Source organism: Caulobacter sp. UNC279MFTsu5.1 (assembly GCF_900114015.1).
GTDB lineage: Bacteria > Pseudomonadota > Alphaproteobacteria > Caulobacterales > Caulobacteraceae > Caulobacter.
This window is the reverse complement of sequence record NZ_FORN01000026.1, coordinates 60,741-73,073: the sequence shown is the minus strand read 5'-3', so window position 1 is coordinate 73,073 and position 12,333 is coordinate 60,741. Positions and strand designations below refer to the sequence as shown.

The following is a 12,333-nucleotide window of genomic DNA, read 5'->3' as shown; positions in this document are numbered from 1 at the left end:
GAGGTGGTCAACATGCGGGCCCCCGATTACCTGATCAAGCAGGGGATCCACCAACTGCCGTGCATCGGCGACGGACGCCAGTCGGGCACCTCAGGCTCGCCCTCGATCCTCAACGCCTCGCCCGAGGCGGCGGCCGGCGGCGGCCTGGCCCTGCTCAGGACCGGCGACCGGGTGCGGGTGGACCTGCGCAAGTCGCGGGTCGACGTGCTGGTCACCCCGGAGGAGATCGTCGCGCGCCGCAAGGCGCTGGAGGCGGCCGGCGGTTACCAGTACCCCGAAAGCCAGACCCCCTGGCAGGAGATCCAGCGCGCCATCATTGGCCAGATGGAAACCGGCGCCGTCCTCGAACCCGCCGTCAAGTACCAGCGCATCGCCCAGACCAAGGGCCTGCCCCGCGACAACCACTGATCCAGACCCACCGAAGACAACGCCGACGAACGGCGACCCTAGGGAGACTATCGTGAAACTGACCACGCTGAAGCACGCGCTCGTCGCCGGACTCGCCACCGCCGTCCTGGCGACGGCCGGGGCCGCCGCCGCGCAGACCGCCGTCACGGGCGCCCTGCGCGCCGACCAGCCCGGTGCGGTGATCCAGCCGGAAATCTACGGCCAGTTCGCCGAGCATCTGGGCCGGGGCATCTACGAGGGCGTTTGGGTCGGCGAGGACAGCAAGATCCCCAACACCAAGGGCTATCGCAACGACGTGGTCGCGGCCCTGAAGCAGATCCACGTGCCGGTCGTCCGCTGGCCCGGCGGCTGTTTCGCCGACGACTATCACTGGCGCGAGGGCGTCGGCCCGCGCGACAAGCGCCCGACCAAGATCAACGTGCTCTGGGGCGGCGTCGAGGAGCCCAACAGCTTTGGCACCAACGAATTCATGGACTTCGCCGAGCTGATCGGCGCCAAGACCTATGTCGCCGGCAATGTCGGCACCGGCACGCCGCAGGAAATGGCCGAGTGGGTCGAGTACATGACCTCGCCGACCAAGTCGACGATCGCCAACATGCGCCGCGCCAACGGTCGCGATAAGCCTTGGAAGCTCGACTTCTTCGGGGTCGGCAACGAGAACTGGGGCTGCGGCGGCCAGATGACGGCGGCCCACTACACCGACCTCTACCGCAACTTCGCCGAGTTCGTGCGCGTGCCGGGCGGGACCAGCACGGTGAAGGTGGCCAGCGGCCCCAACGCCGACGACTACGCCTGGACCGAGACCCTGATGGCCGGCGCGGCCAAGAACATGAACGCGCTGAGCCTGCACTACTACACGATCCCCACCGGCAACTGGAGCAAGAAGGGCTCGGCCACCCAGTTCGACGAGCAGCTGTGGGCCGACACCATGGTCCAGGCCCTGAAGATGGACGAGCTGGTCACCAAGCACAGCGCCATCATGGACAAGTACGACCCCGAGAAGAAGGTCGGGCTCTATGTCGACGAATGGGGCATCTGGCACGACGGCGAGCCGGGCTCCAATCCGGGCTTCCTCTACCAGCAGAACACCATGCGCGACGCGGTGGTGGCCGGCCTGACCCTGAACATCTTCCACCGGCACGCCGACCGGGTGCGGCTGACCGCCATCGCCCAGATGGTCAACGTGCTGCAGGCCATGGTCCTGACCGACAAGGAAAAGATGATCGTGACCCCGACCTACTGGGTCTACGACCTCTACAAGCCGTTCCAGGGCGCGACCTCGCTGCCGCTGGAGGTCAACAGCCCGAACTATACGTCCGGCAAGTCCAGCGTGCCGGCGGTCAGCGCCTCGGCGGCGCGGGACACGGCGGGCGTGGTGCACCTGGCGCTGGTCAATGTGGACCCGAACAAGTCGGCGACCGTAACGGTCAAGCTCACGGGCGTGACCGGCAAGACCGCCAAGGGCCGGGTGCTGACGGCCTCGACCATGACCGCCCACAACACCTTCGACGCGCCCAACGCCGTCAAGCCGGCGGCCTTCACCAACGCCTCGATCAAGGGCGACGTGCTGACCGCGACCCTGCCGAGCAAGTCGGTGGTGGTGCTGGACCTGAACTAGGGTTCGACCCTCTACGCTCGTCCTCCCTCGTATAGAGGGGGAGGGCGGCATCGGGATCTCAGCCCGCCCCGGTGGACGCCGGGGCGGGTTGTCTATTTGACGGCCTCAGAACACCTTCATCTCGATCAGCCGCATGTCCCGACCGGGGGCGAGATCGAACACCGCACGCAGCTTCGTGGCCATGACCGGCGTCCAGGCCGTGCGGTCGACGCCGTTGGCCAGCGGGGCGGGGGCTTTGGCCACCTCGACCCGCTTCCCGCCGACCCAAACTTCCAGCCGATAGCGCGACCCAGTCGGGCGCCCCGTCTCGACGTCGCCATTCGCGTCTCCCCTCGGTGTATTTTGTCTGAGTATTTAACTGAGCGGGCGGCGGCGATCGCCAGCGTTTCCTGAAAGACGTCAGGTCGGGCCGAATGGGCTATGGTCGCCGCGCTTGAACGGGTCCTGAAACGACCCTGGAAACAACCCGAGGAGGAAATGGCGATGAAGACGTTCCTGGCCCTCTACATGGGATCCGACACGCCGGTGGACCCGGCCTCGCTCAGCGACGAGACCAAGGCCAGGGGCATGGCCGCCTGGGGCCAGTGGATGGCCGATCACGCCGCGGCGGTCGTCGACCATGGCGGCCCGCTGGGCAAGACCAAGAAGACGGCGGCCGACGGCGTCACCGATATCCGCAATCGGGTGACCGGCTACGTAGTCGTCCGGGCCGAGTCGCAGGCGGCGGCGGCGGCGATGTTCGAGAACCACCCGCACTTCGCGATCTTCCCAGGGGACTCGGTGGAGATCATGGAGCGCCTGCCGATTCCCGGAGCGGGCTAACCCCGTCCCCACAGTCGCTCGAAGCGCCAGCCGGTTAGGCTCTCGACGATCGCCCTGGACTCCGCGCTCTCGGCCTGCGTCTCGCCGGCTCGCAAGCGCTCGACCTCGTGGATCAGCACCGCGTGGGTGCGGGCGTTGAGGCGGAACGACCACGAGACGACCAGGCCCCACAGCATGACCAGGATCGGTCCGCCGACCATCACCAGCACCACGGCGCGCACCGCCTCGGGGGTCTGGACGATGACCGCGCCGGGATGGGCCTTGTCGGCCGAGACATAGCCGCCCAGGCCGATCAGCGAAGTGGTGACGACGATCGCCCCTGACTGGGCGATCTTGCGCACGAAGGTCATCACCCCGGCGAAGATGCCTTCGCGGCGCTGGCCGGTCACCGCCTCGTCGATGTCGGGCAGGTAGTTGTAGACGCTCCAGGGCACGAAGTTCAGCGTCCCGCGGCCCAGGCCCGCCAGGATGATCGGGACGAACAGCCAGAAGAGCACCGTGGGCGAGGCGCCGCCGCCGAACAGGTTGCCGCCCATCGCCGCCAGCCCCTCGGCGAAGCCCGCCGGTCGGATCAGGTAGAAGGCCAGGAACAGCAGCAGGGCCGCGCCGACGAGGCTGATGGCCATGCGATAGGCGGTGGTCGGCCCAGTGCGGATGACCACGTTGATGGCGATCATCACCGAGACCAACTGGGCGACGTACATGGTGGTCATCAGCTGCGAGATCACCAGGGTCGCGCCCATCATCACCGTGGCCACGAACAGCGGGAAGGCGGTGTTGAAGATGTCTTGGCTGATGTAGCCGCCCAGATAGAGGCTGAGGTGCTGGCGAAAGGCCTTGATGCGCAGGGTCGAGAACAGGTCGCGGAACATGTTGATCGGGATCATCGCCGCCCGCGTCCAGTCCATGGGTTCGGGCTGGATCAGCTTTTCGGCCTCGGTGTAGGGCCGCTCCCAGGTCAGCAGCACGACCAGCAGCACGACTAGGCTGAACAGCCCGCCGAAGATCGCCGCCATGATCAGGAAGGTGCTGGGCGAATCCTTGCCGCCGAAGTGGTTGATGATCAGGGTCGGCAGGTAGGAGGCGAGGATCGCCGAGCTCTGGGCGATCAGCATCCGGGCCCCGGCGAACCGGGCCTTCTCCTTGTAGTTCTTGGTCATTTCCGCCGCGAGGGTTTCCCACGGGATCAGGAACATCGTGTAGAGGAATTCGAAGAAGACGAAGGTCGTCAGGTAGTAGGCGAAGGTCTGGCCGGTGACGAAGATCAGGGCGAAGCTGGGCAGCAGCGGGATGGTCAGGATCAGGAAGATCTTGCGCCGGCCGATGCGCCGGCCGATCCAGGTGTGGCGCAGGTTGTCGGAGATGTAGCCGATCAGCGGGCAGGTGATCGCCTCCAAGAGGCGGGGCAGACCCAGGATCAGGCCGGTCTCCACCGCCGACAGGCCGCAGAAGGTGATGAAGAAATAGGCCAGCCAGCCGGTGATCACCGCCTGGGCGCCGGCCCCCAGCATGTCGCCGGAACCCCAGCCCCAGTAGTTGATCCAGGTGGGTTTGCGGGGTTCCGGCGTCGCCATCTATGTAACTTTCCGACTGATCGAGGAGGCGCGGGCGCGTCTAGATGAAGGCGCGCTGGAACTCGCCCAGCGCCAGGATGGCCAGCGACTGGCCGTAGGGCATCGAGGTCAGGGGGATGTCCTTGTAGCCCTGCAGGGTGTCGAACACCGGGGTGCCGAACGAGACCTGCTGCAGCTCGCCCTTGTCGTCGATATTGGCCAACACGCCCTTCAGCGCCTTGATCCCCATCGACTGGTATTCGCGACCGACGTAGCGTTTGCGCACCGCTTTCAGCACGCCGTAAGCGAAACCGGCCGTGGCCGAGGCCTCCAGGTACGAGGTCTTGTCGTCGACCAGGGTATGCCAGAGACCCGTCTCGGCGTCCTGGTAGCGGGCCAGGGCCTTGATCTGTGCTTCCAGGGTGTCGATCAGAAAGTCGCGCAGGGCGTCGCCGGGCGGCAGGTCCAGGAGCTCGATGAACTCCGGGATGGCGATCGTCACCCAGCAGTTGCCGCGCGCCCACAGAGCGTCGGCGAAGTTATGCCGGCCCTCGAAGGTCCAGCCGTGGAACCACAGCCCGGTCTTGCGGTCGGCCAGGTACTTGATGTGCACCATGAACTGGCGCTTGGCCTCCTCGACGAAGTCGTCGCGGCCCAGCAGCAGGCCGATCTTGGCCAGGGGCAGGACGCTCATCATCAGCGTGTCGTCCCACAGCTGCTGCGGGTTCTCGCTGTTGAAGACGATGTGCTGGAAGCCGCCTTCCTCGGTGCGTGGACCCTCGTACATCACATAATCGGCCCAGGTCTCCAGATAGGGCAGGTAGGCGTGGTCGCCGGTGGCCTCGTAGAGGTAGGCCAGGGTCAGGAACGGCGAGACGGTGTTGATGTTCTTGGTCGGGGTGCCGGCCTCGAAACGGTCGGCGAACCACTGGGTCATGATCTCGAAGGCCCGCGGATCGGCGGTCATCTCGTACTGCTTCCACAGGCCGTACAGACCCACGCCGTGGGTCCATTCCCAATCGTTCCAGCCCTTGGTGTCGATGACCCGGCCGTCGTCGAGGCGCAGCAGGAACTCGCCGGTCTCGTCCTGGATGTCGACCAGGTTGCTGATCAGCAGGGCGATCTTGGCCTTGATGTCCTTGGCCTCGAGGCCGTGGGCGAGATTGGGCACGATAGTCTCCTTGAGAGTCTTTTCAGGCGCGGACGGGGGAGCGTCCGGTCAGGGTTTGAAGTCGGGCGCGGCCACGCGGACGACGGGGATGCCGCCCCGCACGGTTCGCAGGTTGACGAGCTTGACGGCCTCCAGGGCGTCGCCGGCCGCGCCGTCGCTGGTCACCGCCAGGGCGATGGTATTCCTGCCGCGCGGATCGATGATCCCGTTGGGCAGGACGAAGGTCCGCTGCGGGCCGACGTTGGCGATGAACTGGCCCATGTTCCAGCCATTGACGAAGATCAGCACCCGGTAGCGGCCTGGCGAGCGCGGCGTGTTCGGATCGCCGATGGTCAGGCCCAGGGTGGTGTCCTGGTCCTTGGGCAGGTCCAGGTCGAAGCGGGTGCGGTACCAGGTCGTGCCGGCGGCCGGCCTGGTCGCGGCCATGTCGGCCTTTGCCCATTGGGCGTCCGGGAAGCCCGGCAGGTGCCAACCCATCCGCTCGCCGTATTGGCCGCCGTTGTTGGCGTTACCGCGCACCGGGTCCTGGATGTCCTCGCCGCCCAGATTGCCCTGGATCTTCCAGGCGATCGGGACGGCGAAGCTGTAGCCGCCGGACCCCGACAGCGAGGCCGAGACCAGGCCGCGGGCCTCCTTGTGGAAGTCGTCGGCGTCCAGGTCCCAGTTGTGGCCGTTGTTGCGGACCATCACCGAGATCACGTGCTCGCCGGTCCCGCGCAGGTCTTCGGGCAGCTTGAAGGTCGCGACGCCGGTGGTGATCGGGCGCGGCAGGCCGCCATCCAGCTCGTGCTGGCCCAGGAACCGGCCGTCCAGCCAGACCTGCAGCATGCCGGCCCCGCCGCCGCCGTAGTGCAGGGTCAGGGTGTCGATGTCGGGCTCGCCCTGGTAGCGGCCGCGATACCAGACGTCGCCCTGGTGGAAGCCGTAGGCGCTCATGTCGAGCGCTGGTTGACCCGTAGGACCCCGCACGGTCGAGCCGCTCCGGCGGCCCTCGGTCTTCAGCCAGGCGCTGTCGTCGAACTTCGGGTCGGCCTCGGGCGAGCCCGGGGCGGTCTTCCAGTCCAGCCTGGCCAGGTCGGGCACGGTCACCGCGGCCGGACCCGCCAGCGGCCTGTCGGCCAGCAGGCTGCCCGAGGCGGTCGCCCTGGCCGCGACCTTGGCGCGGTTCCAGCGGATCGCCGTCACCGCCTTGGGCGCGAAGACCTCCAGCGGGCTGTCGGTCTCGGTGTCGCCGGTCAGGCTGAGCACGCCGCCCTTGGTCGCGTCGCTGCGCACCAGGCCTGGGCCGCGCACCAGCAGGCCGTCGCGGCGCCAGAAGGTCTGGCCGGTCTCGGCGTCGGCCAGCAGCAGGGTCAGAGGCGGGCGGCCGCCGCCGGTGATCCGCACCCGGGCCAGGCCCTTGTGCGAGTAGGTTAGCTTCAGGTCGCCCTTGGCGGCGTCGAAGGCGGAAGCGACTTCGCCCTCCAGCACCTCGACCTTCGGCGCGTTCGCATAGCGCAGCACCGTCTCGCCCGCCTCGCCGGCCCGGCCGTACAACAGGGCCAGGTCGCCGTCGTTCCATGTCAGGTGCGTCTGGATCTCGGACGTCGAATAGACCAGCCGCTGACCGCCCAGGTCATAGCTGGCCATCAACATCTTGCTGTCCTGGCCCTTGATCCGCGAAGGGACCTCGTACTCGCCGTCGCGGGTCTTGACCTTGAAGGTGAAGGCCTCGTCGCTCGTGCCGCTGCTGGGATTGTGGACCACCACATAGAGGTGGCTGCCTGTCTCGGCGTTGACGTTGTGATAGACGCGGACCTTGTCGTTGGACGGGACCACGGCCTCGCCCTTGTCCATGCGGCGCAGGTCCGGCACGGCGGCGACGAACTCGCCCATCTGCTTGATGACGCGGGCCTTGTCGCGCAGGCCCCGGGCCTCGTCGATCGCCGCGCCGTAGTCGTAGGACGTGAACACCACCGGGGCCGGCAGCCAACCCCAGCTGGTCCCGCCATAGGTCATGTAGAAGCTCTGCAGCGTCAGGCCGTTGGCGATGTTGGTGGCGTAGAATACCCGCTGATAGCCTACGCCGCGATGCAGGGCGGTGCAGTCGTAGTCGCCGTTGCTGCCCCAGTAATCGAACCAGCCGCCGCCGAACTCGGCCAGGAAGCCGGGGGTGTTGGGGCTGGCCGAGGCGCCGCCCTTGGCGCCGCCGGGACCGTACAGGCCCCAGTCGGGCGCGACGCCGGGACTGGAGGGCGTGGAGTCGACCTTGCAATTGCCGCCCGGATAGCCGTCGAAGGCGTAGAGGTCGTTGGGGCCTTCCACCGTGCCCGGCACGTTCGAGCCCTTGGGGACCCAGTAGCCGTTGCGGCCCTTGTCGTTGTGGAAGATCGGGACGGTGATCCCGTCGGCCTTGGCCTTGTCGTCCAGCCACTTCATGTAGCGCTGCTGCGGCGCGCCGACGACGTCGAGCTCGTTCTCGATCTGGTGGGCGATCACCGTGCCCTGGCCGGTAGTCAGCTGGTGGCGGGCGATGACGGCGTTGATCTTCGTCAGCCACTCATCGGCGGCGGTGATGTATTCTGGATTGTCGGTGCGAGCCCGGGCCTGCTGGTTGACCAGCCAGCCGGGGAAGCCGCCGCGGGTCAGCTCGGCGTTCACGTAAGGCCCGGCGCGGGTGATGACGTAGAGGCCTTCCTCCTTCGCCATGGTCAGCACGCGGTCCATGTCGCGCACGCCCTGGAAGTCGTAGACCCCCTGTTTCGGCGAGTGGTAGCCCCAGTCGAAATAGATCGCGACGGTGTTGTAGCCGCTGGCCTTCATCTTCTGGAGGATGTCCCGCCACAGGTCCGGGCTGGGCACGCGGAAGGGGTGGAACTCGCCGCCCCACGAGAAGACGCGTTCGCCGTCGACCTTCAGGGAATACTTGTCCCAGGTGATCTTATGGGCCTCGGCGGGCTTGGCGGCGACCGCAGGCTCGCCGCCCTCCTTCAGCACCGTGAAGTGGCGCACCGTGCCCGACAGTTCCGGCAGCTGCGCCTTCGGCGTCCAGGTGCGGAAGTCGTCCTTGCTGTCGCTGAACCAGTAGCGCTTGGCCGAGTACTCGTCGAAATAGATCCGCCAGCCGCCGTCGGGCGTCCGGACCATGGCGGGGCCTTCGACGCCTTTGCCCCAGCCGGCCCAGTCGCCGGTTCCCTTGGCCTGCCACGGGCCGTCCAGCGACGCGGCGGTCCACAGCTCGATGAACTTGCTGGTCTCGTTCTTGGCGAAGGCGTTGTAGAGCCCGCCCTCGCGCACCACGAAGGTGTCAATGAAGTTGGGACCCAGGCCCGCCAGGGGCTTGGGCGTCGACCAGGTCGCCAGCGTGGCGTCGGTGGCGGTGATGCGATAGGGCTGGAACTGGCCGGCGATGCCGGTGGTCGAAACCGACAGGATCAGATTGATCGAACCGTCCTGGTCGACGAACCATTCCGGCGCCCAGCTGTTGGTCGCGCCGGGAATCTCGATCTTCACGTCGCGCAGGAAGGTCCAGTCGGTCAGGTTCTGGCTGCGGGCCAGGCCGATGGTGTCGCCGCTCCAGCCGGTGGTGTAGGCGACATAGTACCAGCCGTCGGTGTGCTTCATCACGCTGGGATCGCGGATCAGCCCTTGGGGCGGGGTGTAGGCCAGCGGCTTCTTCAGGGTGAAGCGCGCGCCGTCGGCCGAGTCATAGACGCTCATGTTCGACTGGCTGGCGTTGGTGAAGGCCGTCATCGTGTAGCGCACGGGCTCGGCCCGGACGGGTTCGACAAAGGCGGTGGTGGCCAGCAGGGCGGCCGCCAGGCCGAGGGCGCGAAGGGGCGGGCGGATCATCCCTGGCCCTCGAAATAGAAGACGGACTTCAGGGGCCATTCGACCGGCCTGTTGTCCGGATGGACTTCCATCAGGTCGGCCATGTAGTCCCACCAGCGCTTCATCACCGGCTCCAGCGGCAGGGCGTCGGCCTTGTGATCGGGGCGCAGGCGCAGCACGGCGAACAGGCTCATGGTCTGCTCGTCCAGGAAGATCGAATAGTCATGGATCCCGGCCTCGCGCAGGGCCTGCGCTAGGTCGGGCCACAGGTCGTCGTGGCGGCGCTCGTATTCGGCGGCGACGCCGGGCTTCAGCTGCATGCGGAAGGCGAGGGGCCGGTCCTGGTCTTTGCTCATCGTGTCCTCCCGTTTCTTGCTTTTGTCGTTCAGGTCGTCGTTGGCGGCAGGCGGTAGATCCGACTGGCCGTTCCGGCGAACATTAGGTCCCGCTCGGCCTGGTTGAAGTCCGCCGTGATCGCGTCATAGGCGGTGTAGAAGCCGCCGAACGATCCGTGCACCTTCTCGACCGGGAAGTTGCTGGCGAACATGCAGCGGTCCGGGCCGAAGGTCTCGATGACCCGCAGCACGAAGGGCCGCAGGCTGTCGATGGTCCAGGCGCGGTCGACCATGGCCAGGCCCGAGATCTTGCAGCTGACGTTCGGCAGCCGGGCCAGCCGGGCCAGTCCCTCGCGCCAGGCCGCCAGGCCGGCCGCGTCGCGGTCGGTCGGCATGCCGGCGTGGTTGACGATCACCGGGATGTCGGGATGGGCCGCGGCCAACTCGGCGGCCGTGGCCATCTGCGAGGGATAGAGCTGCAGGTCGAACGACAGGCCATACTTGGCCAGCAGGGCGTAGCCGGTCCGCCATCGCGGATCCAGCAACAGGTCGCGCGGGCCATAGGTCCTGGCCGGGTCGGCGTGCCAGTTGACGATCTGGCGCACACCGCGGACGCTGGACCGCGCCGCCTGGGCCTCCAGCAGGGGCTCGACGCCGGGATCGTCCAGGTTGGCGCCGGCCACGACGCCGCCGATCACCCCGCGCGTCTCGGCCAGGCCCTGCAGCCAGTCGGTCTCCGACAGCTGGTCCTTGGGCGGCAAGCCGCACTCGACGTGGACGGTCTGGACCAGGTTCCAGCCGGCGGCGTCGGCCAGGTAGTCGTCCAGCCCATAGGAACGGTGGGCAATCGGCGACATGTCGCCGGCCGGGTTGCTCGGCAGCGGGCGGTCCTGGAGCCAGCTGTAATAGTGCCGGTCCAGGTCCCACAGGTGCATGTGCGGGTCGATGATCGGGCCGGGATAGGTCATCGCTCCGCTTCCTCTAGAACGTGGTGCGGCCGCCGGAAGTGTCGAAGGTGGCGCCGGTGGTGAAGCTGCATTCCTCGGAGGCCATGAAGCAGACCATGGCGGCGCTCTCGTGGATCTCGCCCAGGCGGCCCATGGGGATCTTGCCGCGCATATAGTCGACCTGGCTCTGGGGCAGCTGCTCCAGGATCGGGCTCTCGAAGGTGGCCGGGGTCAGGCTGTTGGCGATCACGCCCCTGGTGGCCAGTTCCTTGGCCAGCGACTTGGTCAGGCCGATCACAGCCGCCTTCGAGGCCGAATAGGCGCTGGCGTTGGGATTGCCTTCCTTGCCGGCCACCGAGGCGACGTTGACGATCCGGCCGTAACCGTTGGCGAGCATGAACGGGGCGATCTCGCGGCAGCAGTAGAACAGCCCGTTGAGATTGATGTCGATCACCCGCCGCCAGCTGTCGAGCGGGTACTCGTGGACCGGGGCGGTGGCCCCGGTGATGCCGGCCGAGGTCACCAGGATGTCCAGGCGGCCCAGGGCGTCGTGCGCGGCCCCGGCGGCGTCGGCCACGGCGGCCTGGTCGGAGACGTCGAGCGCCACGACATGTCTGGCCCCGACCTCGGCGGCGGCGGCCTGCAGGCCCTCGGCGTCCAGATCCCACAGCGACACCTGGCCGCCCTCGGCGATGATCCGCGCGGCCACGGCCTTGCCCAGGCCCGAAGCCCCGCCGGTGATCACCGCGGCCCGGCCGGAAAAGCGATTGGCGTAGACCTTGGAGGAGGAGATAGGGCTCACGCGACGCCTTCCCGGGTCCAGGCGATCACGGTCTGGCGTTGGGTTCCGAGCTTCTCGACGCCCAGCTCCATGACGTCGCCGGGCTTGAGAAAGATCTTCTCGGGTTTCTGGCCTTCCCCGACGCCGGGCGGAGTGCCGGTCGTAAGAATGTCGCCCGGCTCCAGGGTGACGAAGCGGCTCATATAGGCGATCAGCTCGGCCACGCCGAAGATCATGGTCCTGGTGTTGCCGGTCTGCATGCGCTGGCCGTTCAGGTCCAGCCACATGTCCAGGTCCTGGCAGTCGCCCACCTCGGCGGCGGTGACCAGCCACGGGCCAACCGGGCCGAAGGTGTCGCAGCCCTTGCCCTTGTCCCATTGCGAGCCCAGCTCCTTCTGGAAGGCGCGCTCGGAGACGTCGTTCACCAGCACGTAGCCGGCGACGTGGTCGAGGGCTTCGGATTGCTCGACATAGCGGGCGCGCTTGCCGATCACCACGCCCAGCTCAACTTCCCAGTCGCCCTTCACGGCGTCCTTGGGCAGCATCACGTCATCGTTCGGACCGTTCAGGCACGAGATCGCCTTGGTGAAGAAGATCGGCTCGGGCGGCGGCTCCAGACCGGCTTCCCTGGCGTGGTCGGCAAAGTTCAGGCCGATGGCCAGGAACTTGCCGACGGCGCCGACCGGCACGCCGTAGCGGGGCGAGCCCTCGACCACCGGCAGGGTCGCCGGGTCGATGGCGGCCAGCTTGGCCAGGCCCTCGGGCGACAGGTGCGCGCCGGTGATGTCGGCGATCACGCCCGACAGGTCGCGGATCCGGCCCTCGGCGTCGAGGAGGCCGGGCTTTTCGGCGCCGCGCGGGCCGTAACGCAAGAGTTTCATGGCTCTA

The 12,333-nt window shown here is 67.6% G+C and carries 11 protein-coding genes; 3 read left to right on the top strand and 8 right to left on the bottom strand.

Going from position 1 to position 12,333, the window contains the following annotated elements; genetic code table 11:
* A partial coding sequence (locus BM066_RS15450; RefSeq protein WP_177218470.1) for an IlvD/Edd family dehydratase occupies positions 1-408 on the top strand: 408 nt, incomplete at its 5' end.
* 52 nt (positions 409-460) lie between these two features.
* Positions 461-2,026, top strand: a complete 1,566-nt coding sequence (locus BM066_RS15445) for an alpha-N-arabinofuranosidase (protein ID WP_089929366.1) — start codon at positions 461-463, stop codon at positions 2,024-2,026.
* Between the two features lie 105 nt (positions 2,027-2,131).
* Here the strand turns inward: BM066_RS15445 and BM066_RS15440 are convergent, their stop codons facing one another.
* Positions 2,132-2,269 carry a hypothetical protein gene (locus BM066_RS15440; protein ID WP_177218469.1) on the bottom strand — a complete coding sequence of 46 codons (138 nt, stop codon included), beginning with the start codon at positions 2,267-2,269 and terminating at the stop codon, positions 2,132-2,134.
* Between the two features lie 240 nt (positions 2,270-2,509).
* Between BM066_RS15440 and BM066_RS15435 the strand changes: the two genes are divergently transcribed.
* A complete protein-coding gene (locus BM066_RS15435; protein WP_255367606.1) occupies positions 2,510-2,848 on the top strand; it encodes a hypothetical protein in 339 nt (112 codons plus the stop codon).
* Here BM066_RS15435 and BM066_RS15430 read toward each other — a convergent pair.
* From BM066_RS15430 to BM066_RS15400, 7 genes are read right to left on the bottom strand one after another with little or no spacing between them, the layout of a single operon-like run.
* A complete protein-coding gene (locus BM066_RS15430; protein ID WP_089929362.1) occupies positions 2,845-4,422 on the bottom strand; it encodes an MFS transporter in 1,578 nt (525 codons plus the stop codon). The genes BM066_RS15435 and BM066_RS15430 overlap by 4 nt on opposite strands.
* Positions 4,423-4,462: 40 nt before the next feature.
* Positions 4,463-5,572 (bottom strand): beta-galactosidase BglB, encoded by a 1,110-nt coding sequence (locus tag BM066_RS15425; RefSeq protein WP_018113175.1) that lies wholly within the window; start codon positions 5,570-5,572, stop codon positions 4,463-4,465.
* Positions 5,573-5,620: 48 nt separating this feature from the next.
* On the bottom strand, positions 5,621-9,403 hold the full coding sequence (locus tag BM066_RS15420) for a beta-galactosidase (RefSeq protein WP_018113174.1): 3,783 nt from the start codon (positions 9,401-9,403) through the stop codon (positions 5,621-5,623).
* Positions 9,400-9,738: an L-rhamnose mutarotase gene (gene rhaM / locus BM066_RS15415; RefSeq protein WP_029589455.1), complete on the bottom strand. Its 339-nt coding sequence runs from the start codon at positions 9,736-9,738 to the stop codon at positions 9,400-9,402. Before rhaM ends, BM066_RS15420 begins: the two co-directional genes overlap by 4 nt.
* Before the next feature lie 29 nt (positions 9,739-9,767).
* Positions 9,768-10,685 carry an amidohydrolase family protein gene (locus BM066_RS15410; RefSeq protein ID WP_018113172.1) on the bottom strand — a complete coding sequence of 306 codons (918 nt, stop codon included), beginning with the start codon at positions 10,683-10,685 and terminating at the stop codon, positions 9,768-9,770.
* A 13-nt stretch (positions 10,686-10,698) separates the two neighbouring features.
* On the bottom strand, positions 10,699-11,466 hold the full coding sequence (locus tag BM066_RS15405) for an SDR family NAD(P)-dependent oxidoreductase (RefSeq protein WP_018113171.1): 768 nt from the start codon (positions 11,464-11,466) through the stop codon (positions 10,699-10,701).
* A complete protein-coding gene (locus BM066_RS15400; RefSeq protein WP_018113177.1) occupies positions 11,463-12,326 on the bottom strand; it encodes a 2,4-didehydro-3-deoxy-L-rhamnonate hydrolase in 864 nt (287 codons plus the stop codon). The genes BM066_RS15405 and BM066_RS15400 overlap by 4 nt, the downstream gene beginning before the upstream one ends.
* Positions 12,327-12,333: the final 7 nt, after the last annotated feature.

Bases quoted from the DNA above. Each gene is read 5' to 3' on its own strand.
- BM066_RS15400 (WP_018113177.1), bottom strand. From the start codon at position 12,326: ATGAAACTCTTGCGTTACGGCCCGCGCGGCGCCGAAAAGCCCGGCCTC.
- rhaM (WP_029589455.1), bottom strand. From the start codon at position 9,738: ATGAGCAAAGACCAGGACCGGCCCCTCGCCTTCCGCATGCAGCTGAAG.
- BM066_RS15410 (WP_018113172.1), bottom strand. From the start codon at position 10,685: ATGACCTATCCCGGCCCGATCATCGACCCGCACATGCACCTGTGGGAC.
- BM066_RS15430 (WP_089929362.1), bottom strand. From the start codon at position 4,422: ATGGCGACGCCGGAACCCCGCAAACCCACCTGGATCAACTACTGGGGC.
- BM066_RS15420 (WP_018113174.1), bottom strand. From the start codon at position 9,403: ATGATCCGCCCGCCCCTTCGCGCCCTCGGCCTGGCGGCCGCCCTGCTG.
- BM066_RS15435 (WP_255367606.1), top strand. From the start codon at position 2,510: ATGAAGACGTTCCTGGCCCTCTACATGGGATCCGACACGCCGGTGGAC.